Below are 23749 nucleotides of genomic sequence, written 5' to 3'. Positions count from 1 at the left end.
GAGCCTGCGCGGTTTACGCACCAGCGGTCGGGGGTTCGTTCCCCTCTGCGCCTACCCACAGCGTCATCTGGTCTGCCGATCGGCTCCCACGAGAAGGGTGCACCGTGCGCATTGTCTACGTCGTCACGCATCCGGAAGCGACGCATCACGTCGACCATCTGGTGGGCGGCTGGTACGACTCCGCGCTCACCCCCGCCGGGTTGCGGGACGCGGAAGCGATCGCCGCCGCCGTCCGCGCGCGGATTCCCGAGGAAGCCGAGGTCGAGCTGTACTCCTCGGATCTGCGGCGGACAGTCCAGACCGCCGATGCCCTCGCCGCGCGACTGGGAGTCGTTGCGACACTGGACGACCGGCTACGCGAGAAGTCCTACGGCGACGCGGGCGGGCGCCCCCAGCGCTGGCTCGACGACCGCTTCCGCCCACCCCCACCCGTCGGCGACCGCATGACCCACGACGAGGGCATCCCCGGGGCCGAAACCAAGGCCACGCTCGCCCACCGCATCTACCCCGCCCTCGACGACATCCTCCGCAGCGACTGCCGCCACCAGATCATCGTCACCCACGGCGGCGCACTGACTTTCGTCATCGCCGCCTGGATCCGCATGCCCCTCGACGCCGCGGGCTACGCCCACTTCCACGCCACCTCCGGCGGCATCACCGAACTCCGCGAAGACGACTACTTCCACAACCGCCAACTCCACACCCTCAACGACACCAGTCACCTCGCCGACCGGTAGTCCATGCGGGTAATACTCGCCCGGTGCGGTGGATTCGTGACTATTACGCGGACGAAGGTGTCTGGCTGCTGATCGAACTCGATGACGACGGCGACCCGGTCCGCCAGGTCGACCTCCGTGGCCGGGATGGCGTCCCGGTGACCGCCGCGGCACTCGACGAGGTGCTACGTGCTCGCGATCAGGGCGGCATCAGTGCGGTTCAGGACTACGAACGGCGATATGGCGTGCTCGCGGAGGGTAACGCCGACACCTGGGACTTGGCCGACAGCTCGCTCGAAGTGATCGGCCCGGACGAATTCGAGAAGATCTGGGCGGCGGCCCGGCGGGCCATGACGCAGCGTGCCCCACGGTGAATTCGTGGGGCACGCTGTGTCAGCCCTGAACTACGAGGCAACCTTGTCGCGGTCGGCGACGGTCAACGTGCAGACGCCGTCTTCGCAGGAGCGCTGGAGTTTTCCTCGGGAGAGGGTTTGCATCAGGCCGATGGCCCAGCAGGTCGGGCAGCCGCGCAGAGCGAACAGGCCGACGGGCAGGAGCAGGAGGCTGAGCAGGCCGGTGAGCGGGATGAGGGCGACGGAGCCGGTCAGGGCGAGGAAGCCGAGGGCGCCGCGCAGCAGGTGGATGGGGAGGGACGAGCTCGCGTAGTCGGGGGCGTCAGGTGTCATCGTGTTCTCCTGGGACCGGGTCGGTGTGCAGGGTGTCGCGCACGGCCGCGCGGGCACGGTGCAGGCGTGATTTCATCGCGGCGGTGCTGAGGCCGAGAGTGTCGGCGACCATGCGGCCGCTGTAGCCCTGGATGTCGCGCATGATCAGGACGCGGCGCTGATCGACGGGCAGGGCGGCGACCGCGGCCGCGACCCGGCCCGCTTCGAGGCGTTGCAGGACCTCGTCCTCGGCCGACGCGGCCGCCGCGATCTCCGGTACCGGCGCCCGATCCCGCAGGCCGAGCCGCGCCCGCCGCAGGCATTCGTTGCGCACGATGCGGAACATCCACGACGCGAGCGCCCCGGAGGCCCGCAGCATCCCGATCTTGCGATACAGGATGATCAGCGCCTCCTGCGCCGCGTCCTCCGCGTCTTCCGGTGTGGCGCACAGGGATCGGGCGAAGCGCTGGATGGTGGGGTGCGAGCCCGACACCAGCGCGGCGATCGAATCGACGTCCCCACCCTGCGCGGCGACGATCAGCTGATGATCGGGCCAGCTCGCCTCAGCCACGCCCGGCTCGTTTGCGCCGCACGACGACCATGCACGTGCACAGCGCCATCAGCCCGACGACGATTCCGATTCCGATGAGCACAGCAACCTCCGTTTCCGTTCCCGACATTGTCGTCGGGACATGGATAAGAGGCACCGGCCGCGAAAAAGGATTCAGAAACCCGATCGCGGGGGTCGGCGAGCGGTGACGATCCACGCACGCGAGTCGAAGTACACGCCGTCACCGGTGTGATGCGCGTCGAGCAGGGCCCGCAGCCGCTCCCGCGCCGCCTCGGCGCCCGCGTGCCCCAGACCGGCGATGATGTCGCGGAACTCCACCAGCCGCAGCACATTGTCGAAGGCGGCGGCGCTGTCCCTGCCGTAGTAGACGGGCTCGTGGACCTCGGCGAACGCGATATCGGTGAATCCGGCGGCCGCCAGGATGCCTTCGGTGACGGCCGGATCGGCGAGCGCGAACGCCCCGGGACCGTCCCCGGCGAGCGCCGCCTCGGTCGTGAGGGTCTCGCGGATCACCGAGGTCCACTCGTTGCGCTCGCGGCCCTGCCACACCAGCAACACCAGCCGCCCCGAAGGCCTAAGCGCGCGCCCGATATTGGTGAACGCGGCCACCGGGTCGGCGAAGAACATCGAGCCGAACCTGCTGATGCCCACGTCGAAGTATCCCGGCGGGAACGGATGCGTCTGGGCATCCGCCAGTTCGAAACTCACATTGGCCAGGCCCTCGTCGGCGCTGAGCCGACGGGCGTGCGCGAGCATCCGCTCCGACACGTCGACGCCCACCACGGTGCCCTCCGCGGCGGCACGCGCCGCTTCCCGCGTGGTCTGCCCGGCGCCACACCCGATATCGAGCACCCTGTCGTGGACGCGCACCCGCGCGGCCGCGCGGAACTGGGCATTGTGCCGCCGCAGCTCGGCGTCGTAGTCGAATACCTCGGCAGGCTTGTCCTCTGGTTCTGTCACCGGATCCCCTCAACGCTCGACCGGACATCGCGCAGGACGCCGTGCGCCCGATCCGCCGTCACCGGCGCGACCGCCACCGAGTCCCCCCGCTCCAGCGTAGAGCGTCGGGTCAGCAGCGCGAACAGGCTCGTGTTCGGCGCGCCACAGGTCGAGGAAGAGATTCCGTCGCATTCGACGATGCGGTGGCCGGATCCACCGACCACCGCATCCATTCACTAAGGCGTCGAGTAGCCGATGAGGGCGCCGATGCCCGCACCGATCGGAATGGTGATCAGCGCGCCGACACCACCGAGGAAGAACCCGAGGACCGCGCCGATACCGGCGCCGACCAGGGCGCCGATGCCCGCGTTGTGCTGCTTGCGAGCGAGGGTGTCGCTCGCTTCGTCGACGAAGGTCGCCAGGTTGTCGGTGACGAAGGCGGGCGCGGCGACCGGCCGCAAGGTGACCGACTGCCCGTCGGCGGCGATCCCCGCGGCCAGCTCGACATCGCCCGCGCCGGTGACGATGCGGGTCGGCACGGCCGCCACCACCTGCCCGGACCGGTCGGAGAGAGTGACGACGCCCCCGGCGAGCCGGAACGTGCCGTCGGCGACGGCGGCGGTGAGTCCGGAGCCGTCGGCGAGCGGACTCGCCGTGAACGCCACTCCCCCTTCGACGCCCTGGACGGTCGGAACTGCTGCTGGTCCGGCGTGCGCGGTGGTGGCCGCGAGGCCGAGAGCCCCTGCCGCGAGAACGGCGACGGTGCCGAATCGTCGTGCGCTGGAACTCGTTCGAGACGAGAAAAACATCTTGCCCCTCCAGTCTGCCCGCCGAGAACGGCGGAACATCCTCTGCTGGACCGGATCTCGATCCGCGCACATTTTCGCATCGTTAACGATCACAGGAAACCCCACCAGCGGTGATACCGGAAAAACATCACCGGATCCGCGCGAATTCAGGTGAGGTTGTGTTCGTAGGCGAAGGCGGCCGCCGCCGTCCGCGAGCCGACCTCGAGCTTGGTGAAGATATTCGACAGATGGCGCGCGACGGTCTTCTCGCTGACCACCAGCTCCCCCGCGATCTGCGGATTGCTGCGCCCCGCCGCCACCAGCCGCAGCACCTCGACCTCGCGCGCGGTCAGCCCGCCGGGCAGGGCGGGCGTGAGCAATCCCGCCACCTCGTCGGCGGCCGGAGTGGCACCGAGCCGCGCGAAGATCCGCTGCGCGGCGGCGAATTCCATCCGGGCCGAGTCCTCGTCGGCGAGCGCCCGCAGCGCGCGCCCGAGATCGGTGCGGCAGCGGGCGGTCTCGTACGGCGCGTCGAGCGCCGACCACAGCCGGACCGCGCGGCGCAGTTCGCCGACCGCGCCGACCGGGTCACCGTTCACCGCCGCCACGCAGCCGGCCGCGTGGGCGGCCGCCGCGCGCAACGCGGTGCAGCCGAATCCCTCGGCCACCGCGGATAATTCGGTACTCAGCGCGCTCGCCTCGGCCAACTCCCCCGAGGTGAGCAGAATGTCGACCGCGGCGGGCAGCACCCGGGAGCGATGCACGGGATCGGGTGTCTCGGCCACCAGCCGCCGCACGGTGGCCACGGCGGCGGCGGTGCGACCACGGGCCGCCCAGAGCAGCGCCAGCCCGGGCTGCGGGTCATGGCCGTAGCCGACGGCCTCGGCGTAGGCGTCACCGGCTTCGGGGAACGCGCCCCGCAGGCGCAGCACATCACCGCGCTCCGCCAGCGCGAGACCGGCGGGCGCGACGGCCCCGGCCGCGAGATAGCGCCCGAGCGCCGACTCGTATTCCTCCAGCGCGGCATCGTAGGCGCCGTGTACCCGCATCAGCTGTCCGCGATGCACCGCGCACTGCCCGGTGAACAGCACCAGACCCGGTTGATCGGCACACCAGGTGGTCAGGGCCAGCGTCCACTGCTCCATTCTCGCGAAATCGGAGATCTCCTGGCACGCCTCGACCAGCGAGCAATAGATCTCGCCGGCGAACAGCGTCGACACCTCACCCGCCGCGACCGCCGCCATCGCCTCGTCGAGCAGGGCGAGTCCTTCGCGCACCCGGCCCGCGTAGAGGGCCACCCGGCCCTGGACCGACAGGCCCATCGCGATCAGCTCCGGCACCTCGAAGCGGCGCCCGTAGTCGGTGACGCGGTCCGCGCAGGCCCCCAGCTCACCGAATTCGCCCGCGGCCAGATGCCGGTGCAGCACGGCCACCCACACGTAGCCGTGCTCGACGACCTCGCCGGGGACATCCGCCAGCAGCCGCTGCGCCCGGGCCACCCAGCCGCTGCCGACCGCGGCTTCCCCGCTGTTCAGCAGGGTCATCGCCAGCCAGAACGCGCAGCGCGCCGCCGCGGTGACCGCGCCCGCGTCCAGGTGCAGCTGGTACGCGCGCTGCATGGCCTGGACGCTGTCGTTGGTCCGCCCGGTGAGGTGGGCCGCGGTGGCGAGGCGGGCGAAGTCCTCGGCCCGGAGCAGGTCGGCGTCGGTCCCGGACAGCGCCTCGAAGGCGGCCACCCATTCCCGGCGCTCGTATGCCTCCCGAGCCCGCAGCAAGCTGTCGACCACGCTCATCGCACATCACCCTGTCTAGGAGGATACGCGCAGGTCACAGCGATTGTCGGTGGTCAGGCCGCGGCTACGTCCGGTGCGATGTCACGCGAGCGGGCCACGATCCGGCGGGCGAGGTACTCGGCATCACGGCCGACGCCGGGGAAGACCATCGAGGAGAACGCGTACTGGAAGCTCAATCCGCAGAAGAACAGCCCGGGCGCGTCGTCGACGACGCCGCGATACTCTCGTGGCCAGCCGTTCTCGTCGAAGACCGGCAGGTCGATCCAGTCGAACACCTGCCGGAATCCCGTGGCCCACACGATGTTCCGGACGTCGAGCAGCGTGCCGTCGTCGAGTTCGGGCCGGCCGTCGCGCACCCCGCGTACCCGCTGGGTGATCCGCTCGACGCCGCGCTCGGCGAGATCGGCCCGCTTGACCCGCAGCATGGGTCCACCGTGGAAACGCACCTCGCGCAGCTGTTTCCGGCCGATCGGCGTGCGCCGGGTGACGATGTGCCGCCAGGCGAACACCAGGATCGGCAGCGCGATCCGGATCGCCCGCGAGTCCCAGCGCAGCGGAATCTGCCCGCAGTCGCGACCGCACAGGATCGTCGGGTGGGTGCGGGCGAGTTCGTAGGCGATATCGGTGCCCGAATGCGAGGCACCGACCACCAGCACCGGCCCGTCGCCGAGCTGGGCGGGACCGCGATACCGGCTCGAATGCAGTTGGGTGATCGACGGATCCAGCTCGGCCGCGAAGTCCGGCACGTGCGGCGTGCGGCCGAAGGTGCCCGTCGCGACGACGACATTGTCACAGCGGATGACGTCGTCACCGAGGTGGGCGAGGTAGCCGCCGCCCGGCCGCGCGGTGAGCCGGTCGACTCCGGTCCGCATCCGCACCGGCAGATCCCAGTGCAGGGCGTACTGCTCGAGATAGGCGGCCACCTCGTCCTTGCCGGGATAGCTCCAGCGGTCGGCCGCCGGGAACGGCAGGCCGGGCAGGCCGTCGTACTTGGCCGGGGTGTAGAGGCGCAGCGAGTCGTAGTGCCGTCGCCAGTTGTCGCCGATGCGCTCGCCGCGATCGACGATCAGGAACGGTTGTCCCGCCCTTCGCAGCGCACTGCCGGTCGACAAACCGGCTTGACCTGCGCCGATGATGAGTGTGTCGATGTATTGGATGGTCATGACGGCCTCCTGGCTCCTGGGTTCGCGTCCTGTATTCCGACGCTAGGGAGCCACCGGTCGCCACCGCATCGACCGGATCACCCATCCGTCACCCTCACGTCTGGGTCGATTCACGCACACACCGCCGATCGGAGTGACCGCGCGCATGAGCGGCGGCGGGATCGGAGTTCCGGACCGCCCGGGAGCCGGCGGCCGGGTGGCTCGATCCGCGCGGGCGGTAGGGCTCAGGCCAGGGTCTTCGAGTCGACACTGACGAGGTCGTAGCGACGGCTGGAGTGGTCCGCGGGCGGGTTGTCGACGGGGCGCACCCGGACGGTCAGCTCGTAGCTGTAGCCGGGTTCGTAGGTGAACCCGGTGATGCCCTCGTAGAACAGCTGCCAGCGCTCGTCGGGCGCGTACCGGATCTGCAGGCAGCGCATGGGCGCGACGCCGACACAGTCGACCTGCTCGGGCGCGACGAGCATCCGGACCGTCTCGTCCTGCGCTGTCGGCTGCTCATCGGCCGGACTCGCACAGCCGAGGACGCCGACGGCGAGCGCCGCGCCGAGCGGGAGGAGTCGTCGCATCGTGGTGTCCTTCGGCTGTCGGGAGGAGCTGGTCGCTTGCCCCGCCAGGGTAGCTGACCAGTAACCATGATCGACGTAGCCGTCCGCGACCTGCGGGAAGACGTCGAAAATTGCTACGTGCCGCCGACGAATTCCGTTGGCAGAATGGGGACCTCATCGAGTAGTACCGGAGGGAAATTCATGACCATCCTGGTAACCGGGGCCACCGCGAACATCGGCCGCAAGGTCGTCGACCACCTGCTCGCCGCGGGACACACCGAGGTCCGCGCGCTCACCACCGATCCGCGCAAGGCCGCGCTGCCCGCCGGCGTGGCGGTGGTCGAGGGCTATCTGCGCCGCCCGGAGACGCTGCCCGCGGCGTTCGACGGCGTGGAGCGGATGTACCTGGCGCCCACCCCCGACAACGTGGCCGAGGTGCTCGCGCTGGCCCGCGCGGCGGGGGTGAAGCATGTCGTCGATCTGTCGGGTGAACCGGAGAGCTGGTGGGGCACGGTGAGCACGGCCGTCGAGGACAGTGGTCTGGCCTGGACCCACCTGTGGCCCGCCGACTTCATGGAGAACACGCTCACCTGGTCTCAGCAGATCCGCGACACCGCCACCATCCGCGAGCCGTATCCCGACACCGCGACCGCGCCCATCGCCATGGACGACATCGCCGCCGTCGCCGCCACCGCCCTGCTCTCCGACACCCATCAGGGCCGCGCCTACCCGCTGGCAGGCCCCGAAATCCTCAGCCGCACCGCCCTCGTCGCCCACCTCGCCACCGCCCTCGGGCGCGACCTGGCCTTCCGGCAGTCCTCCCGCGAGGAAACCATCGCCGCCCTCACGCCCACCATGGGCGACAACGCCGTCTGGTACGTCGACAATGTCCTCACCGACTACGCCCCCGACCCCGGCACCCTCCCGATCACCAGCGTCTCCGACATCACCGGCCGCCCCGCCACCACTTTCGCCGAGTGGGCCGCCACGAACGCCTCCCGCTTCCTCACCCCCTGACGTCTCCGCGCCGGCGAGCCGCCCGGCCTTCACGGCGGTCGCCCGCCACGGGCGTCCGCGATCGGCGGATCGAATTCGCATTGCGCGCGTGCGGATCGGTGGACGACCATCGGGGTGTGGACACCGAATATCCCCCAGCACTGCCGCCGGGGATAGTGCCGCCCGACCGAGTGCTGGTCGGGGACCTTGTGATTCGGCGGTGGCAGGCCGAGGACCTGGACGCCAAGTTCGCCGCGATCAGCGCGTCGTTCGAGCAGCTGCATCACTGGATGGAATGGGCGGCCGAGCCGCCGGACTTCGACGACGTGGCCGCGAACCACGCGAACCTGTCGGCGTGGCCGACACCGGACGGCGGATTCAACTACGGCGTCTTCGATCGCGCGGGCTCGCTGCTCGGTGTCGTCGGCCTGCACGATCGCGTCGGCCCGGCCACCCTCGAAATCGGCTACTGGTGCCACACCGAGCACGTCGGCCGCGGCGTGATCACCCGCGCCGCCGGCGCCCTGACCACCATCGCCCTGACCCTCCCCGGCATCCACCGCATCGAAATCCATTGCGACGCGGCCAACCTCCGGAGCGCTGCGGTCGCCCGCCGCCTCGGCTACCGCCTCGCGAGCACCGGCCCCCGACCCGTGTCCACCCCCGGCGAATCAGGCCGGGGCATGCTCTGGGTCATGGACCGGTCCACGCGGTCGAACCGTGCCCCTACAGTGGCCGGGTGAGCCATGCGACGCGTTCCCGCGCGGTGACCGGTCGACCGAACGGCGCCCTAGGGTGGGCCGTGGCCACCACCGTGGCGTCAGCGGTGGTGACAGTGCTGGTGTTCGCGGCGATCGGCGGCGCGATGAGTACCGCGATCGCGGCCGCGCTCCACACCCCCGACCGGTTGACGGTCCTCGCCACCGGGGGCGTCTATCTCTGGATGGTGGTCGTGCCGGTGACGATCGGCGCCGGCGTCACCGTCGGAATCGGCCTTCCCGCAGCGGCATTGGCCGACTCCGCCATCGCGGGCCGGAGTCCACGCGCGTTCCTCGGCCGCTGCGGCGCCGCCGGAATCGCGGGCGCCGCCGTGCTGTGGCCCTTCGCCGCACTGTCCGGTGTCGTCGCGGCGACCTGGACTGCCCGGCTGGCGGACGGCGCCACCCGCGTCCGTCGAATCCTTTCCCGCCGTTCGGAACTGACGGGACTACGGCCGGTCAAGCGCGGCCGAGCCACTCCTTGACCAGTTTGGTGCCGTCGGTCTTGCACATCGCCTGCACGATCTTGTAATTGCTCGGGTTCACGAGTGTCTTGTATCCGAGCTGGTCGGCCAGCGCGGGCAGGGTCGATTTCTGGGTGGGATCGTCGAGGGCCAGGAACTGGGCGCAGGTCATGGTGGTCAGATCCCCCGTGGGGACCGGTGCGCCGGATGTGCTCGGTTTGGTCGACGACGCAGCGGTCGATGGTGCCGCGGTCGATGACGCGGGTGTCGCCGTCCCCGCCGTGTCACCGGAACATCCTGTCAGCGCCAGTACGGCGCCGACGAGCACGATCGACCACCCGAATGTCCCGCCCCCACGTGTCATACCGACGAAGGTAGCAGCGTCGGGGCTCGCGCGCGGATCGAGCGTCAGCCGACGTCGCGGCGCAGCCAGGTGACTTCGGCGCCGACGCAGTCGGTGCCCTGGCGGTAGGCCTCGAGGTCCTCGTCCCACGCGGTCCCCAGGGCGCGGTCGATCTCGGCGGACAGGTCGTAGGTGCCGTGGCCGCCGAGTTCCCTGGCGGCCTGGAGTAAGGCGCGTAATCGCATCTCGCCGAGCATCACATCGCCGTTGGCGCCGGTGGAGCCGTGCCACAGGCCCAGGGCGGGGACGAAGCTGTAGCGTTCGCCGTCGACGCCCTCGCTGGGGTCCTCGGTGACCTCGAAGCGCAGCACCGGCCAGGCGCGCAATGATTGGGCAATCCGCGATGCCGTGCCGACGGGACCGATCCAATCGCTGCTGGCGCGCAGTTGTCCGTCGGCCGGTTGCGCGGTCCAGCGCAATTTCGCGGGGGCGGAGAGCGCGGTGGACAGTGCCCATTCGACGTGCGGGCACAACGCGGCGGGCGATGAGTGGATGTAGACCACACCCGCCGTCGCATCAGCGAACTGACTCGATGCGCGCACTACACAACACCTCCAGCCTCGACAAGGAGCGTCTTCCCCAACGACCCGTCGGACTGGCGTGGCCCGAGTGTACTGAAGTGTTCGGTGGTACGGGTGTTACTTCACAGCGTGTTGTGTGTCTCTGCGATCACGGAATCGCTGAATTTCGGCCACGCCGCTCGAGCCCAGTCGCCGAAATTCTCGTCGCTCAGCGCGATCGTCGCCACTCCTATTTCCGGGTCGACCCAGAGGAACGTGCCGGACTGCCCGAAGTGTCCGTAGGTCCGCCCGGAATTGGCGGATCCGGTCCAGTGCGGGGATTTCCCGTCGCGGATTTCGAATCCCAATCCCCAGTCGTTGGGGCGCTGGGAGCCGAATCCGGGCAGGACTCCGTCGCGGCCGGGGAATTGCACCGAGGTCGCGTCCGCGAGGGTTTGCTCAGATATCAATCGAGGTGTCAGCAACTCGATGGCGAATCGAATCAGGTCGTCGACGGAGGCCTTCGCCGCGTGCCCGGCGGAACCGTCGAGGACCGCGGTGCGCATACCGAGCGGTTCGAATACCGCCTCGTGCAGATAGTGCGGGAAGGCGATGCCGGTATTCGCGGTGAGGAAATCGGCGAGCAGTTCGAAACCCGCACTGGAATAGATGCGCCGGGCACCGGGCGCGGCGATGACCTCGGGGGTGGCGAAGGCGACGCCGGAGGTGTGCGCGAGCAGATGGCGCACGGTCGATCCGGGCGGGCCGGCGGGCTGATCGAGCTCGACCGCGCCCTCCTCGATCGCGACGAGCGTGGCGTAGGCGACGAGGGGCTTGGTGACCGAGGCCAGCCGGAACACCCGCGCGGTGTCGCCGGTGGTCGACACACCGCCCGCGGTGACGACCGCGGCGGCGGCGTTGGCGACCGGCCAGTGCTGGATCTGCTCGAACGAACGCATATCGGCAGCGTACGAGACGCCGCTACGATCGAGTCACCATGAGTCCCGCACCATCGATCCACGGCGACGTGGCGGCCGGTTTCGGCCCCGTCGCCGACGCCTTCCGCCGCAACTTCACCGAGCACGGGGAGATCGGCGCCGCCGTGGCCGTCTACGCAGGTGGCGAGCCTGTGGTCGACCTGTGGGCAGGCCATCGCGACCGCGTTCGCGCGGTGCCGTGGGAGCGCGACACCATCGTGCCGGTGTTCTCCTCCTCGAAGGGAATGTCGGCGTTCACGATCGCCACCGCCGTCTCGCGCGGCCTGCTCGACTACGAGCAGCCGGTGGCGAAGTACTGGCCGGAGTTCGCCACCAACGGCAAGGACGCGATCACCGTCCGGCAGCTGATCGACCATCAGGCTGGGCTGTCCGGGCTGGACCGGATCGTGAAACTGCGCGAGCTCGCCGATCGCGACGCCCTCGGCACGCTGCTGGCCGAGCAGAAGCCGGCGTGGCGGCCGGGCACGCGGCACGGTTACCACGCGCTGACCCTCGGCCTCTATCAGAGCGAGCTGCTGCGCCGCGTCGATCCGGCGGGCCGCAGCCTGGGCCGGTTCTTCGCCGAGGAGATCGCCGCCCCGGTCGAGGCCGACCTGTTCATCGGGCTGCCCGGGACCGAGCCGATGGAGCGGGTCGCCGAGCTGTCGGCGACGAAGGGCCTCGACATCCTGCGCTACGAACTCGCCGACATCCCGGTGCGGATCGGCGCCGAGGTCTACGCCAAGCGGGGGCTCTCCTACGCGGCGCTGACCAATCCGCGCCCCGGCGCGCCCGCCCGCGCCGCCCGCCGGGAATTCCTGGAGATCGAGTGGCCGGGCATGAACGGCGTCGGCAACGCCCGCGCGCTGGCCCGGGTCTACGGCGCGGCGGCCGGGCGCACCGGCGCGCTGCCGATCAGCGACACCGTGCTCGATCTCTTGGCCGCGGCCGACACCGCCGACGACGTGCCTGCCGATGACCTGGTGCTGCACACCAAGAGCCGCTACCACCTGGGCTTCCGCAAGTCGCGCGGCAGTTTCCGGTTCGGCTCGGACAAACGCGCCTACGGCACCACCGGCCTCGGCGGCTCGTTCGGTTTCGCCGACCCGACGACGGGCCTCGGCTTCGGCTACAGCATGAACCGCCTCGGCATGGCGATCCTCGACGACGTCCGCAGCCGCAATCTGCGCGAGGCCGTCCTGCGCTGCGCCGGCTGACCTCGGCGCGCATCGGCGGTAGGTCCCACCGATGCGCGCCGTCGGTCGATCAGTGTCCGGCGACGCCGCTGATCTCGTTCGGCGCCGCCGCCAAGGTGGCGGTGGCCGTGACCTTTCCGTCCGCCAGGTCGACGCGATGCACCTGCTTGGCCGCGGGGTCGGAGACGTAGGCGATCCCGCCGCGCACGAACAGCGCGGGCCGCGCGTCCTGCCAGTCGAGCGGTTCCTGCCAGCTGCCGAGCACCGGAATGGTCCGGGTGACGGTGCCCGCGACCGGATCGACGACGTGGATCTTGCCGTCGGTGCCCAGCACCAGCGCTTCGCCCCGCGGGCCGCGGCCCAGTGAGCGGAAGGTGTAGCTGGTGCCGATGTCGACCAGGCGCAGGGAGCCGTCGGCGGTGTTCACCAGCGAGATCCGCTGCGGCCGTTCCAGTTCGGCGTCCTTGTCGACCTTGTAGTCGCCGAGCACGATCGGCGAGTCCGCGCTGCCGGACATATTGCCGATCCGGCCGTACGGATCAGGGCTGGCGACCTTGGTGAACTTCCCGTCGCGATAGACCACGGCCCCGGTCTGGCAGCCGATCACCACCGCCTCGTCCTTCGCGGTCGCCTCGCCGTGCACGCCGGGGCAGTCCTCGTTCCTGGCGAGCTCCTTGCGATCCTGATCGAGCGCGACCGCGCCGACCCGCTTGTCCTCGGTGCCCAGGGTCACCACGAGCTGCCGGTTGCTCAGCTCGATCGCGACACCGTGGTGCGGTGCGGCCGCCCGGTAGACCTCGGTCTTCGGCGTGCCGTGCGCGAGCTGCGCGGAGTCGAAGACGGTGACCTCACCCGATCCGTCGGCGAACAGCACGGTCTTGCCCGCGTGCCGCACGACGTGGCCGGGCTTGCGCGCGGGGAATTCGGTGCCGGTGAATTCCCGGTCGTAGGCGTCGAAGACGCGGAAGCCGTCCTTGGTCGACACCATGAGGTGGTCGTCGTCGCCCGCCGGGTTGAGCCGGTTGTAGCCGTCGAGCTGCACGTCGCCCTGCTGGGCCAGCGTGGCGCCGTCGAGGACGTAGATGCCGCCGTTGTAGGTGAGCGCGATCGGCTCCGCGCCCGGCGTGTGCTCGTGGTCGTGCGCGGCGTCGTCCGTGCCGCAGCCACTGAGCGCGACCACCGAGGCGAAGACCCCGGACAGGGCCACCAGCGTGGTGGTCCGTGACCGACTGTGCATGTGCTGCTCCATTTCTCCTGCGTGAACTACGTTGTCGGCCCGGCCAGCCCGCGGGCGATGGCCTCGGTGTTGGCGCGGGCCATCTCGAGATAGGTGGCCGCGCCGCCGCCGGGCGCGGTGAGCGATTCGGTGTGCAGGCCGATCACCCGCACCGTCAGACCGGTGTGCTCGGCGAGGACGCGCGAGAGCCGGTCGGGCTGGGCGGAATCGGCGAAGATCGCGCTCACGCCCGCGGCCCGGATGGCGGCGGCGAGCCCGTCGAGATCGGCGGCGCTGGGCGAGGCCAGGGTGGTGCCGCTGGGGATCACCGCGCCGACCACCCGGAAGCCGAATCGCTGTGCGAGATAACCGAAGACGTGATGGTCGGTGACCAGCTGCCTGCGCTCGGCGGGGATCGCGGCGAACCGGTCGGTCATCCACCGGTCGAGCTGATCGATCTCGGCGAGGTAGCGCTCGGTGTTCGCACGCACCGCCGCGCCGTCGACGCCGTCCACCCGCGCGAGGACTTCCGCGCTGATCGCTTCGACGGCCGTGCGGACCCGCCGCGGGTCGGTCCAGAAGTGCGGATCGGGCTTGCCCGCCGACTCGTCGGAGGTGTACTCGATCGGGTCGACCCGTTCGGCCACCGCCAGCGTGGGCACGCCCGCCGCGGCCGCCGCCTGCACGTGCCGCGCGACGCCCTCCTCGAGGCCGAGCCCGTTGTGCACGACCAGCGCCGACCGTTCGATCTCGGCCGCTTGCCTGGCCGAGATCGCGAACGAATGCGGATCGGCCCCGGCCTGCATGAGCACGGTGACCGGCACGGTGTCACCGACGACCGCCTTGGTCAGATCGCCGAGGATATTGGTCGTCACGACGATCCCGGAGCGATCGCTGTCGGCCGAACAGGCGCTGATCAGCGACATCAGCACGGCCACGCTCAGCGCGGAGATCATCGCGGCGGGCCACGACCTCCGCCGGTGTGGAGGGCGGCGCCGAGCCGGCACCAGGATCCTCGGCCACCAGGAAGGAACGACGTCGCGCGACGGTGGTGGCGCCGAGTGGGAGAGGCCGTCGAAGGCCAGGACGTTGTCGCGGCCCGAGCCGAGACAGCGGTTCGGGCTGCGGTCCACAGTCCGGCCGGGCGCTCCCGGATGTCGGCGGGGTGTCGCGTTCACAGTCCGGTCTCCATGATCAGCGTCGGCGCGATATCCAGCGGAAAGTCGCGCGCCACACGAAGGTTGTCGTTGTAGGCGATCTCATGGACGGCACGTGCGCGAATGTCGTTGACGTAGGCGCGATCCGGATCGACATGGATCGTCGCGGTCTCGACCGGTCCGCCGACGAGGCCGAGGCGTGCTGTCTCCGTTCCGGTGACGGGATCGAGGCCGTGCAGGACGCCGTCGCGGGTGAGGACCAGCAGCGACGACCCCTCGCCCGCGGTGTTCACCGCCACCGCGTCGGCGATCGGGGTCGACGTCCAGGTCTTCGCCCTGATGTCGAGCGTCCACACGCCGGTGCGCCCAGCGAGCGCGGTCAGCGTGGTGCTTCCCGGCCGATGGGTGAAGGCGGTCGCGCGCTCGGCGGACGACGCCGGGTACGGAATCTTCTCGCTGACGAATGCGCCGTCGCGCTGCGCGACGACGAGAGCACCGTCGGCGCAACCGAAGACGACCCCACGCCTGGTCACCGCCTGCCCCCGCGCCTCAGCGCACGTCACCGGCTGCGCTTCCCCCGCCGCGCCGTCGCGCCCACGCACCTCCACCCGCCCCGCACGATCGACGACGATCAACCGCTCCGCGTACGGCACCGCCACACCATCGATCCGCCGCGGCTCCCCCACCGCCCCTTCGCCCAGCGCGGCCCGATCGAACAGCATCGTCTCGCCACCCTCCGAAACGACCGCTGTGACAACGGGATCACTGTGCGCCGTGATCGGGCCCGGCTCCACCCCCGGGAAATCGGTCGACCCGACCCTCCGAATCGGCGCGCTGTAGTAGTGCCGATGATCGCCGTGATCGACCGTCCACGCGCCACTGTCCACGATCGTCAGACGACCGCCGACAGCGAGGAAGCCGAAGCGACCGTCCCCGGCCAACCGCACGTCAGCGCCATCCGAACTCGGCGAATGTGCCTGCGGGGAAACAGTTTCCACAGCATCGAGAGTGGTCACCTGCTCGGTGAGCAGGTCGACGACCCGCACCTCCCCCGTCCCCGCGTCCGTCACGATCAACCGCGTCTGCGGCTCGGCCATCTCCTCGGCCCCCGCGACGAACCCGTGCGGCGGCTCCTCGACCATCGGCGGCTCTCCGGACCCACACCCGACCAGCGGCACGGCAGCGAGCGCGGCCACCGACGCGGCACCGAGCCGGCGCGCGCCGAAGCGGTCGCGCAGCGCGGCGAGGATCGCCGACAGGAAGAACGCACCGACCGCGACAGCGGCGATCGTCGCACCCGCCGCGGTTTCCGCGTGCCACGAGACGAGCAGGCCGACGGCGGTCGACGCACCGCCGAGCAGCGCCGCGATCAGCATGACGACCGGAATCCGATCCGACCAGTACATCGCCGCCGCCGGCGGCGCGATGAGCAGGCCGAACACCAGCAGCGTGCCGACGACGTGGAACGACGCGACGATGGCCAGCGTCACCAGTCCGATCAGCGCCACCTGGGCGACCTTCGGCCGCAGCCCGAGCGTGTGGGCCTTGCGCGGATCGAAGGTCGAGGCGACGAACGCCCGATGCCCCAGCACCGTCACCACGAGCGCGATCACCAGCGCCACACCGAGATACCCCAGATCACGCGACCGCACCGCGAGCACGTCACCGAACAGGAACCCGGTCAGGTCGACGGCGAACGACTGCGAACGCGACACGATGATCACCCCGGCCGCGAGCATGCCGACGAACAGCAGCCCGATCGCGGTATCGGGCGCGAACCGCTTGCTCCGGCCGAGCGCCGACACCCCGAAAGCCATGGCGGCGCAACTGATCGCCGCGCCGAGCAGCAGGTTCCCACCGAGCAGCGCCGCGACCGCGACGCCGGGCAGCATCCCGTGCGACATCGCGTCGCCGAGAAAGGCCATGCCGCGCACCACGACCCAGGTCCCGGCGAGGGCGCACACGCACGACACGAGCAGCCCACCCCACAGCGCGCGTTGCACGAAGGCCACCTCGAACGGGGCGAACAGCCAATCCATAGCGCGAGACGATATACTGAAAATGATTATCGTTTCAATTGAGGTGAGATGCAGCACACAGAGGACAGCGCGATCACGATCGAGCGCTTGACGGCGGGCTACGGCGCGACGCCGGTGCTCACCGAGGTGTCGGCGACGATTCCGCGCGGACGGGTGACGGCGATCGTCGGCCCCAACGGTTCGGGGAAATCGACCCTGCTCGGCGTCTTGGCGGGCACGGTGCCGATCCAGGCGGGCAGGATGACCCGCAACACCACCCGCCGACCGGCGATCGTGGTGCAGCACACGGCGATTCCACCGACCTTGCCGTTGACCGTGCGCGACACGGTGGCCATGGGACGGTGGGCGCGGCGCGGACCGTGGCGCCGCCTCACCCGCGCGGACAGGGCGATCACGCACGCCTGCCTGGAGCGGATGGATCTCACCGCACTGGCGACGCGGCGGCTCGACACCCTCTCGGGTGGACAACGCCAGCGTGCCCTGCTCGCCCAGGCCCTGGCCCAGGAGTCCGACCTGCTGCTACTCGACGAACCGGCGACCGGCCTGGACGCGGACTCGCAGGCCGCGATCGCCCAGGTGCTGACCGAGGTCGGCGCGGCCGGGGTCACCGTCGTGCAGGCCACTCACGATCCGGCCGATGCGGCGAGGGCCGATCATCTGCTGACGCTGGCCGAGGGGCGAATCGCCGCGGGTCGGCCCGGCGAGGTGGGTGCCCGGTCGTAGAATCGCGGGGCATCCGCTCCACCCGCTCGCCGCGCAGCAGGAGGAATCATGGCCGCGACACCGATCTCCGTGGACGCCTATCTGGCCGATCAACCGGAAGCCCAGCGCGCCGCGCTCCAGCGGATCCGCGAGACGATTCATCGCGTGCTGCCGGAGACGGGCGAGAAGATCAGTTACGCCATCCCGGCCGTCACCCTCGACGGCCGGGCGTTCATGTCCTTCGCCGGGTGGAAGGAACATGTGAGCGTGTACCCGATCCCCGACGGGGACGAGGCGTTCGAACGTGCCGTCGCGCCCTACGTCGCGGGCCGTGGCACCCTGAAATTCCCGCTCGGAGAACCGATTCCGTACGACCTGATCGCGCAGGTCGCGGTCCGGCTCGCCGAGCGGGAACGCGCTCGCTGACTTACCAGTCGGCTTCGGTGAAGCGGATGATGCCGCGGATGTTCTTGCCGTCGAGCATGTCCTGGTAGCCCTGGTTGATCTCCTCCAGCGAGTAGCTGCGGGTGACCATGTCGTCCAGGTTGAGCTGGCCCGACTTGTAGAGCGACAGCAGGCGCGGCGCGTCCTGACGGGCGTTGCCGCCGCCGAAGATGCAGCCCTTCACCGTCTTCTGCAGCATGGACAGCAGGAAGCTGTTCATCTTCACGTCGCCGGCGTCCATGCGGCCCATCGAGGTGACGACCAGAGTGCCCGCCTTGCCGGTCAGGATCAGGCCCTCTTCGATGTAGTCGCCGTGCATCTCACCCATGGTGAGGATGACCTTCTCGGCCATCCGGCCCTCGGTGGCGTCGATCATCGGCATGATCGCGGCGGCCATGCTCTCGTAGGTGTGGGTGGCGCCGAACTTCTGCGCCTGCTCCCGCTTCCACGGGTTCGGATCGATGGCGATGACCTTCGACGCGCCGGAGAGCACCGCGCCCTGCAGCGCGCTCATGCCGACGCCGCCGATGCCGGCGATCACCACGGTCTCGCCCGGCTTCACCTCGGCGACATGGGTCGAGGAGCCGAAGCCGGTCGGCACGCCACAGCCGACGAGGCACGCGACCTCGAACGGGATGGTCGGGTCGATCTTCACGACCGAGGTGTGGTGCACCGTCATGTACGGGGCGAAGGTGCCGAGCAGGCACATCGGGATGACGTTCTCGCCGCGCGCCTGGATGCGGTAGGTGCCGTCCGAGATCGCCTGGCCCATCAGCAGGCCGGCGCCCAGGTCGCACAGCGCCATGTTGCCCGCGACGCAGGCGGGACAGCGGCCGCAGGCCGGGATGAACGACAGGATGACGTGGTCGCCCACGGCCAGGTCGCTGGGGCAGTTCGGGCCGAGCTTGGTGATCACACCAGCGCCCTCGTGGCCACCCATCACGGGGTAGCCCGGCATCGGCGTCGCGCCGGTGACGATGTGATGGTCGGAGTGGCACATGCCCGCCGTTTCCATCCGGATCTGCACTTCACCGGCGACGGGATCGCCGACCTCGATCTCCTCCACCGACCATTCCTGATCGATGCCCCACAGGATCGCGCCCTTCGTCTTCATGTCCGGTCGACCTCTCGCCAAGCTTGTGCCTCGTTGTGACTGCACTCACCCTAACGAAGAATCGGCCAATTCTGAAACACGTTCTAGAAATTGTCCGAGAAAAATCTATCCGCGCACGTCATGGACATGATGGACGAGGTCGTGGAGGAAGTATCGGGACAGCGAGGTGACCGTGAACAGCGATCCGTCGCTGCGCGCGCCCCGTGCGCCGAGCCGATCGGCGGGCACCGCGGCGAAGGCCGCGGCGACCCGATCGGCGGCGGCCGCGAGTTCGGCCGCCACCACCGCCGGGTCCTGCCGGTCGTAGCGGTCGGCGACGGCGGTCGCGTCCTGGTCCCAGTTCTCGAAGCGCGGCGGCTCGACGCCGTCGTCGGCCAGCATCAGGGCCAGCCGGGCGTCGAAGATCCGGCACACGTCGCGCACATGGGCGCCGTATTCGAGCACCGACCAGGTGGCGTCGTCCGGACGGACCCGCGCGTCGTCGCGCTCGAGCGCGGCACCGATCCGCGCGGCGCTGTCGAGGGTCCGCTCGGGCACCGCCGCGTAGGCGGTCGCCTCGGCGTCGAATCCACAATCGGGACAGGCGCGTTCGAGGACCCAGGTCCAGTTCTTGGTGTCGGGAACGATCATGCTCCCAGCCTAGGATGTCTGAATCTTGCGATCCATCGATATTCCGCCAACCATCGGCGAGATCCGGGCATCACGCGGTCAGCTGACGGGCCTTCTCGAACAGCTCCAGGGTCACCGCGTGCAGGAAATCGCCGACCGGCTTGGGCGCCTTGCCCGCGAAGGCGCGGGCGTGCGTGCCCTCGAGCACGATGCCGAGCTTGAAGCAGGCGAGCACCTCGTACCAGGTCACCGCGCTCAGATCGCGGTCGGAGAACCGGCCGTAGTGCTCGATCATCTCCGCGGGCGTCGGCAGGCCGCCGACCGTGCCGAGGGTGCCCATCAGGCCGGCGCCGACGGTGCCAGGCACCGGCCGGGTGGCCAGCTGCCAGCCCAGGTCGAGCAGCGGATCGCCGATGGTCGACATCTCCCAGTCGACCATCGCGGCCACCTGCGGGCCGTCGTAGTCGAACATCATGTTGGCCAGGTGACAGTCGCCGTGCATGATGCCCGGCGTCCAGGAAGCGGGCCGGTTGCGCTCGAGCCAGTCACCGACCTGCTCGACCCCCGGAATCCGCGGACCGGGGTAGCCCTCGTTGGCGGTGTAGGAGTCGAGTTCGCGCAACCAGCGCGGAACCTGACGTTCCAGGAAACCCTCGGGCTTGCCGTAGTCGTCCAGGCCGAGGGCCTGATAGTCGAGCGCGCCGAGCCGGGCGATCGCCTCGACCGCGGACAGGCCCATCTGCCTGCGGATCTCGGGGTCGTTCGCGTGCAGCTCGGGCAGTTCGGTCTGCGGGTTGAAGCCGTGGATCGGCTCCATCAGATAGAAGACCGCGCCGATCACGGTCTCGTCGTCGCAGGCGGCGATCACCCGGGGCGAGCGCACCTCGGTGCCGTCGAGCGCGCCGAGGAGCCGCGATTCGCGGCGGATCACGTCGTTGCTCTTGGCGCGCAGATGCTTGGGTCCGCGCCGCAGCACGTACTCGCGATCACCACGGGTGAAGCGCAACATGATGTTCTGCGTGCCACCGCCGATCGCACTGACCGGGCCGAGCTCGCCGGCGGGCAGGCCACGCTCGTCCATCCATCGGCCGATCGCCGCGAAATCCGCGATCGCCGGGTCCACGTCGACCGGTTGCGAAACAGACATGGCGATCATTGTGCCCGAGGCGGGTCGTCCGTGGGCCCGGCGTAGGGTTTCTGCCACGATGCGGACGCTCTTGATCGACAACTACGACTCGTTCACCTACAACCTCTATCAGCTGATCAGCGAGGTCAACGGGAACGAGCCGGTCGTCGTGCGCAATGACGAGGCCGACGGGCTCGCGCTCGACGATTTCGACAATGTGGTGATCTCGCCCGGCCCCGGCCGTCCCGATCGCGCGCGCGACATGGGGGTGTCGACGGCGGTGATCGCGGAGTCGGCCCTGCCGCTGCTCGGGGTCTGCCTCGGGCACCAGGGCATCGTGATCGCCTCGGGCGGCACGGTGGGCCGGGCGCCCGAGGCCCGGCACGGCTACCTCGATCGGGTCGCCCACGACGACCGGGATCTGTTCGCCGGGCTGCCGCAGGATTTCACCGTCGTCCGGTACCACTCGCTGGCCGCGCGGGAGCCGCTGCCGCCGGTGCTCGAGGTGACCGCGTCGACGAGCGACGGCGTGATCATGGGGGTGCGGCATCGCGAGCGGCCGCAGTGGGGTGTGCAGTTCCATCCCGAGTCGGTGTCGAGCGAGTTCGGCGCGGCGCTGCTGCGCAACTTCGCCGACCTCACCAAGGCGCGCACGCGCCACGGCGCGCCGATCATCGTGCGCGGACCGCGCGAGGAGCCGCGCCGCACGGCACCGGAGCGGCGATTCCGGCTGCGGCACAGCGTGATCGAGCGGGCCATCGACACCGAGGCGATCTTCCTGCGCCGCTACGCCGCGTCGCCGACCGCGTTCTGGCTCGACAGCGAACACGTCGAGCCGGGGCTGGACCGGTTCTCCTTCCTCGGCGACGCGACCGGTCCGCACGCGGAGATCGTCGGTTACCGGGTCGGCGAGGGTGCCGTCACGGTGACGGACGCGGCGGGTGTCCGGTCCGTTCCCGGCACCGTCCTGGACTATCTCGACCGCGAGCTCCGGCACCGGCACTGCGACACTCCTGACCTGCCGTTCGATTTCGCGGGCGGGTATGTCGGCTATCTCGGCTACGAGGTGAAGGCCGACTGCGGCGCGAGCGCGGTCCACCGCTCCCCCACCCCGGACGCCCAGTGGATCTTCGCCGACCGGCTGATCGTCGTCGATCACGAAGCGGGCCACACGCATCTGCTCGCGCTGACCGAGCACGATCTCGCCGCGGCGGATCGCTGGCTGGCCGAGACCGCCGCGGCCCTGGCCGATCTGCCGACCTGGGTCAATCCGGCCGACCTGCCAGTGCCCGCCGATCCGGATGCCGTGCAGGCGCATCTGGTGCGCGGTCGCGACCGCTATCTGGCCGATATCGCGGTCTGCCAGGAGCGGCTGCGCGCGGGCGAGTCCTACGAGATCTGTCTGACCGACGCCGTCGCGGTCGCCGCGACGCCGGACGACGGGCTCGCCTTCTACCGGCGGTTGCGCCGCTGCAATCCGGCGCCGTACGCGGCGTATCTGCGGTTCGACGGACTCGATGTCGCCTGTTCGTCGCCGGAGCGATTCCTCAAGATCGACCGCGACCGGGTGGTGGAGAGCAAGCCGATCAAGGGCACGGCGCCGCGCGGGCGGACCGTCGCCGAGGACGAGCATCTGCGGCTGTCGCTGGCCGACGATCCGAAGACCAGGGCCGAGAACCTGATGATCGTCGACCTGCTGCGCAATGATCTGGGCCGGGTCTGCGAGGTCGGCTCGGTGCACGTGCCGGAGCTGATGGCCACCGAAACCTATTCCACCCTGCACCAGTTGGTGTCGACGGTGCGCGGGACGCTGCGGCCGGAGGCCGGGGTGATCGACTGCCTGCGGGCCTGCTTCCCCGGCGGCTCGATGACCGGCGCGCCGAAGCTGCGGACGATGGAGATCCTCGACGAGCTGGAAACGCAGGCACGCGGGATCTATTCGGGCACGATCGGCTTCCTCGGGCTCAGCGGCACCGCCGATCTGAACATCGTCATCCGCACGGCGGTCCGGTACGACGACGAGTGGCGGATCGGCGCCGGCGGCGCGATCGTCCTCGACTCCGACGCCGAGGACGAGTACGCGGAGATGGTGCTCAAGGCCGCCGCGACCTTCCGTGCCCTGCGCTAGCGGCGCTTGCCCTTGCTCTTGCCGGTGTCCGGTGGTGGCTCCTCGCCCGCGCGGCCGGTGATCCGGCCGAGCAACCCGACACCCGGCAGCTTCGCCAGCGCGCCGAAGAGGTCCTCGCCCAGCGAGATCATCGCCTCGAGCCGGGGTAGCAGCCGGTCGTAGGTGGCGAAGACCGGGTCGGCCAGCGCCAGGGTGCGATCGAGCCGGTCGATGGTGCTGTTGAGCCGGTCGACCGCGATCGACAGGTTCTCCACCAGATCCGGCAGCTGCGCGGCCAATTGCGCCGACGCCGGTGGCAGCCGCACCGCCGCGTCGAAGGCATAGCCCGCCGTCTGCTGCGCGGCGTCGATGGCCTGTCCCGCCGCCGTCTGCGCGGCCCCCACCGCGGCCTGCGCCGCGGACAGCAGATCGGCCCCCGGCACCTTGCGCCCCTGCGGCTCCGGCGGGGGCTCCGCGGCGCGTCCCCGCTTCTTCGGGTTCGTCATGCCACCACTGTGCCGCACCGAACACCGAGTCGCAGGGATGCCCCCACCGTGTCCTGGGACAACCCGCCCCTTCCGACCAACCCGACCCCGCACGCCCCGACCTCGAGGAGGGGCAGGCCGACGCAGTCGGCCGTCGCGGCCGTCCCGCCGATCAGGTGCCGTTGCGTAGGCGACGAAGGAGCAAGCAACGGTGCCTGATCGGCGCGCCCGACGAGGTCATCATCACCTTCGACAAGGGTGTGCCGGTCGCCATCG

General features: G+C 70.2%; 27 protein-coding genes. 9 read left to right on the top strand and 18 right to left on the bottom strand.

The window, feature by feature from the left end:
• Nucleotides 1–104 precede the first annotated feature (104 nt).
• Complete coding sequence (locus AB0L91_RS33405) at nt 105–737, top strand: histidine phosphatase family protein (RefSeq protein ID WP_365016729.1); 633 nt, start codon at nt 105–107, stop codon at nt 735–737.
• A gap of 23 nt (nt 738–760) precedes the next feature.
• Entirely contained in the window at nt 761–1090 is a 330-nt protein-coding gene (locus AB0L91_RS33400) for a hypothetical protein (RefSeq protein ID WP_365016727.1), read from the top strand.
• Nucleotides 1091–1120: 30 nt separating this feature from the next.
• On the opposite strand, the gene AB0L91_RS33395 is transcribed toward AB0L91_RS33400, so the two are convergent.
• From AB0L91_RS33395 to AB0L91_RS33360, 8 genes are all read right to left on the bottom strand, one after another.
• Nucleotides 1121–1402, bottom strand: a complete 282-nt coding sequence (locus tag AB0L91_RS33395) for a hypothetical protein (RefSeq protein WP_365016726.1) — start codon at nt 1400–1402, stop codon at nt 1121–1123.
• Nucleotides 1392–1952 (bottom strand): RNA polymerase sigma factor, encoded by a 561-nt coding sequence (locus AB0L91_RS33390; protein WP_365016724.1) that lies wholly within the window; start codon nt 1950–1952, stop codon nt 1392–1394. The genes AB0L91_RS33395 and AB0L91_RS33390 overlap by 11 nt, the downstream gene beginning before the upstream one ends.
• Before the next feature lie 153 nt (nt 1953–2105).
• Nucleotides 2106–2912, bottom strand: coding sequence for a methyltransferase domain-containing protein (locus AB0L91_RS33385; RefSeq protein WP_365016723.1), 807 nt, complete (start codon nt 2910–2912; stop codon nt 2106–2108).
• Nucleotides 2909–3124 (bottom strand): hypothetical protein, encoded by a 216-nt coding sequence (locus AB0L91_RS33380; protein WP_365016722.1) that lies wholly within the window; start codon nt 3122–3124, stop codon nt 2909–2911. The genes AB0L91_RS33385 and AB0L91_RS33380 overlap by 4 nt, the downstream gene beginning before the upstream one ends.
• A gap of 3 nt (nt 3125–3127) precedes the next feature.
• Nucleotides 3128–3700 (bottom strand): hypothetical protein, encoded by a 573-nt coding sequence (locus tag AB0L91_RS33375; RefSeq protein WP_365016720.1) that lies wholly within the window; start codon nt 3698–3700, stop codon nt 3128–3130.
• A 146-nt stretch (nt 3701–3846) separates the two neighbouring features.
• Nucleotides 3847–5472: a LuxR C-terminal-related transcriptional regulator gene (locus AB0L91_RS33370; protein ID WP_365016719.1), complete on the bottom strand. Its 1626-nt coding sequence runs from the start codon at nt 5470–5472 to the stop codon at nt 3847–3849.
• 53 nt (nt 5473–5525) lie between these two features.
• Entirely contained in the window at nt 5526–6635 is a 1110-nt protein-coding gene (locus AB0L91_RS33365; protein WP_365016717.1) for an NAD(P)/FAD-dependent oxidoreductase, read from the bottom strand.
• Nucleotides 6636–6859: 224 nt separating this feature from the next.
• On the bottom strand, nt 6860–7201 hold the full coding sequence (locus tag AB0L91_RS33360; RefSeq protein WP_365016715.1) for a DUF4377 domain-containing protein: 342 nt from the start codon (nt 7199–7201) through the stop codon (nt 6860–6862).
• A 180-nt stretch (nt 7202–7381) separates the two neighbouring features.
• Between AB0L91_RS33360 and AB0L91_RS33355 the strand changes: the two genes are divergently transcribed.
• From AB0L91_RS33355 to AB0L91_RS33345, 3 genes are all read left to right on the top strand, one after another.
• Complete coding sequence (locus tag AB0L91_RS33355; RefSeq protein ID WP_365016713.1) at nt 7382–8197, top strand: NAD(P)H-binding protein; 816 nt, start codon at nt 7382–7384, stop codon at nt 8195–8197.
• A 116-nt stretch (nt 8198–8313) separates the two neighbouring features.
• The gene (locus AB0L91_RS33350; protein WP_365016712.1) at nt 8314–8919 is read left to right on the top strand and encodes a GNAT family N-acetyltransferase; all 606 of its coding nucleotides are present in this window, start codon (nt 8314–8316) and stop codon (nt 8917–8919) included.
• 59 nt (nt 8920–8978) lie between these two features.
• On the top strand, nt 8979–9419 hold the full coding sequence (locus AB0L91_RS33345) for a hypothetical protein (protein WP_365016710.1): 441 nt from the start codon (nt 8979–8981) through the stop codon (nt 9417–9419).
• On the opposite strand, the gene AB0L91_RS33340 is transcribed toward AB0L91_RS33345, so the two are convergent.
• The 3 genes from AB0L91_RS33340 to AB0L91_RS33330 form a co-directional block, all read right to left on the bottom strand.
• Entirely contained in the window at nt 9394–9570 is a 177-nt protein-coding gene (locus tag AB0L91_RS33340) for a hypothetical protein (protein WP_357347744.1), read from the bottom strand. The genes AB0L91_RS33345 and AB0L91_RS33340 overlap by 26 nt on opposite strands.
• A gap of 236 nt (nt 9571–9806) precedes the next feature.
• A complete protein-coding gene (locus AB0L91_RS33335) occupies nt 9807–10343 on the bottom strand; it encodes a DUF3145 domain-containing protein (protein ID WP_355279011.1) in 537 nt (178 codons plus the stop codon).
• Between the two features lie 101 nt (nt 10344–10444).
• The gene (locus AB0L91_RS33330) at nt 10445–11260 is read right to left on the bottom strand and encodes a serine hydrolase domain-containing protein (protein WP_357347745.1); all 816 of its coding nucleotides are present in this window, start codon (nt 11258–11260) and stop codon (nt 10445–10447) included.
• A 38-nt stretch (nt 11261–11298) separates the two neighbouring features.
• Between AB0L91_RS33330 and AB0L91_RS33325 the strand changes: the two genes are divergently transcribed.
• The gene (locus tag AB0L91_RS33325) at nt 11299–12495 is read left to right on the top strand and encodes a serine hydrolase domain-containing protein (protein ID WP_365016706.1); all 1197 of its coding nucleotides are present in this window, start codon (nt 11299–11301) and stop codon (nt 12493–12495) included.
• Between the two features lie 49 nt (nt 12496–12544).
• Here the strand turns inward: AB0L91_RS33325 and aztD are convergent, their stop codons facing one another.
• The 3 genes from aztD to aztB all read right to left on the bottom strand — a co-directional run bounded on the left by aztD (nt 12545) and on the right by aztB (nt 16943).
• Nucleotides 12545–13711 carry a zinc metallochaperone AztD gene (gene aztD, locus AB0L91_RS33320; protein WP_365016705.1) on the bottom strand — a complete coding sequence of 389 codons (1167 nt, stop codon included), beginning with the start codon at nt 13709–13711 and terminating at the stop codon, nt 12545–12547.
• A gap of 26 nt (nt 13712–13737) precedes the next feature.
• On the bottom strand, nt 13738–14646 hold the full coding sequence (aztC, locus tag AB0L91_RS33315) for a zinc ABC transporter substrate-binding protein AztC (RefSeq protein WP_365016703.1): 909 nt from the start codon (nt 14644–14646) through the stop codon (nt 13738–13740).
• Nucleotides 14647–14864: 218 nt separating this feature from the next.
• Complete coding sequence (gene aztB / locus AB0L91_RS33310; protein WP_365016702.1) at nt 14865–16943, bottom strand: zinc ABC transporter permease AztB; 2079 nt, start codon at nt 16941–16943, stop codon at nt 14865–14867.
• Here aztB and aztA point away from each other — a divergent pair.
• Both aztA and AB0L91_RS33300 read left to right on the top strand, forming a co-directional pair.
• Entirely contained in the window at nt 16935–17609 is a 675-nt protein-coding gene (gene aztA / locus AB0L91_RS33305; protein ID WP_365016700.1) for a zinc ABC transporter ATP-binding protein AztA, read from the top strand. The two genes, aztB and aztA, sit on opposite strands and share 9 nt — an antisense overlap.
• Nucleotides 17610–17657: 48 nt before the next feature.
• Entirely contained in the window at nt 17658–18014 is a 357-nt protein-coding gene (locus AB0L91_RS33300; RefSeq protein WP_357347757.1) for a DUF1801 domain-containing protein, read from the top strand.
• A 1-nt stretch (nt 18015) separates the two neighbouring features.
• Here AB0L91_RS33300 and AB0L91_RS33295 read toward each other — a convergent pair whose 3' ends face one another.
• The 3 genes from AB0L91_RS33295 to AB0L91_RS33285 form a co-directional block, all read right to left on the bottom strand.
• Nucleotides 18016–19146, bottom strand: coding sequence for an NDMA-dependent alcohol dehydrogenase (locus tag AB0L91_RS33295; RefSeq protein ID WP_357347759.1), 1131 nt, complete (start codon nt 19144–19146; stop codon nt 18016–18018).
• Between the two features lie 105 nt (nt 19147–19251).
• Nucleotides 19252–19776 (bottom strand): DinB family protein, encoded by a 525-nt coding sequence (locus tag AB0L91_RS33290; RefSeq protein ID WP_365016697.1) that lies wholly within the window; start codon nt 19774–19776, stop codon nt 19252–19254.
• 70 nt (nt 19777–19846) lie between these two features.
• The gene (locus tag AB0L91_RS33285) at nt 19847–20836 is read right to left on the bottom strand and encodes a phosphotransferase family protein (protein ID WP_365016852.1); all 990 of its coding nucleotides are present in this window, start codon (nt 20834–20836) and stop codon (nt 19847–19849) included.
• A 124-nt stretch (nt 20837–20960) separates the two neighbouring features.
• Here AB0L91_RS33285 and pabB point away from each other — a divergent pair, with 124 nt between their 5' ends.
• A complete protein-coding gene (gene pabB, locus AB0L91_RS33280) occupies nt 20961–23009 on the top strand; it encodes an aminodeoxychorismate synthase component I (protein ID WP_365016696.1) in 2049 nt (682 codons plus the stop codon).
• Here pabB and AB0L91_RS33275 read toward each other — a convergent pair.
• Nucleotides 23006–23494, bottom strand: a complete 489-nt coding sequence (locus AB0L91_RS33275; protein ID WP_357347764.1) for a hypothetical protein — start codon at nt 23492–23494, stop codon at nt 23006–23008. The genes pabB and AB0L91_RS33275 overlap by 4 nt on opposite strands.
• Between the last annotated feature and the right edge of the window lie 255 nt (nt 23495–23749).

The sequence above is a fragment of the Nocardia sp. NPDC051833 genome (assembly GCF_040681225.1).
In the GTDB taxonomy this organism is placed as follows: domain Bacteria; phylum Actinomycetota; class Actinomycetes; order Mycobacteriales; family Mycobacteriaceae; genus Nocardia.
The sequence above is the reverse complement of the archived record's forward strand: the minus strand, read 5'-3'. Positions and strand labels throughout refer to the sequence as shown.

Bases quoted from the DNA above. Each gene is read 5' to 3' on its own strand.
- AB0L91_RS33395 (WP_365016726.1), bottom strand. From the start codon at position 1,402: ATGACACCTGACGCCCCCGACTACGCGAGCTCGTCCCTCCCCATCCAC.
- AB0L91_RS33380 (WP_365016722.1), bottom strand. From the start codon at position 3,124: ATGGATGCGGTGGTCGGTGGATCCGGCCACCGCATCGTCGAATGCGAC.
- AB0L91_RS33375 (WP_365016720.1), bottom strand. From the start codon at position 3,700: ATGTTTTTCTCGTCTCGAACGAGTTCCAGCGCACGACGATTCGGCACC.
- AB0L91_RS33370 (WP_365016719.1), bottom strand. From the start codon at position 5,472: ATGAGCGTGGTCGACAGCTTGCTGCGGGCTCGGGAGGCATACGAGCGC.
- AB0L91_RS33365 (WP_365016717.1), bottom strand. From the start codon at position 6,635: ATGACCATCCAATACATCGACACACTCATCATCGGCGCAGGTCAAGCC.
- AB0L91_RS33360 (WP_365016715.1), bottom strand. From the start codon at position 7,201: ATGCGACGACTCCTCCCGCTCGGCGCGGCGCTCGCCGTCGGCGTCCTC.
- AB0L91_RS33355 (WP_365016713.1), top strand. From the start codon at position 7,382: ATGACCATCCTGGTAACCGGGGCCACCGCGAACATCGGCCGCAAGGTC.
- AB0L91_RS33340 (WP_357347744.1), bottom strand. From the start codon at position 9,570: ATGACCTGCGCCCAGTTCCTGGCCCTCGACGATCCCACCCAGAAATCG.
- AB0L91_RS33330 (WP_357347745.1), bottom strand. From the start codon at position 11,260: ATGCGTTCGTTCGAGCAGATCCAGCACTGGCCGGTCGCCAACGCCGCC.
- AB0L91_RS33325 (WP_365016706.1), top strand. From the start codon at position 11,299: ATGAGTCCCGCACCATCGATCCACGGCGACGTGGCGGCCGGTTTCGGC.
- aztD (WP_365016705.1), bottom strand. From the start codon at position 13,711: ATGCACAGTCGGTCACGGACCACCACGCTGGTGGCCCTGTCCGGGGTC.
- aztC (WP_365016703.1), bottom strand. From the start codon at position 14,646: ATGATCTCCGCGCTGAGCGTGGCCGTGCTGATGTCGCTGATCAGCGCC.
- aztA (WP_365016700.1), top strand. From the start codon at position 16,935: ATGCAGCACACAGAGGACAGCGCGATCACGATCGAGCGCTTGACGGCG.
- AB0L91_RS33300 (WP_357347757.1), top strand. From the start codon at position 17,658: ATGGCCGCGACACCGATCTCCGTGGACGCCTATCTGGCCGATCAACCG.
- AB0L91_RS33295 (WP_357347759.1), bottom strand. From the start codon at position 19,146: ATGAAGACGAAGGGCGCGATCCTGTGGGGCATCGATCAGGAATGGTCG.
- AB0L91_RS33290 (WP_365016697.1), bottom strand. From the start codon at position 19,776: ATGATCGTTCCCGACACCAAGAACTGGACCTGGGTCCTCGAACGCGCC.
- AB0L91_RS33285 (WP_365016852.1), bottom strand. From the start codon at position 20,836: ATGGACGAGCGTGGCCTGCCCGCCGGCGAGCTCGGCCCGGTCAGTGCG.
- pabB (WP_365016696.1), top strand. From the start codon at position 20,961: ATGCGGACGCTCTTGATCGACAACTACGACTCGTTCACCTACAACCTC.
- AB0L91_RS33275 (WP_357347764.1), bottom strand. From the start codon at position 23,494: ATGACGAACCCGAAGAAGCGGGGACGCGCCGCGGAGCCCCCGCCGGAG.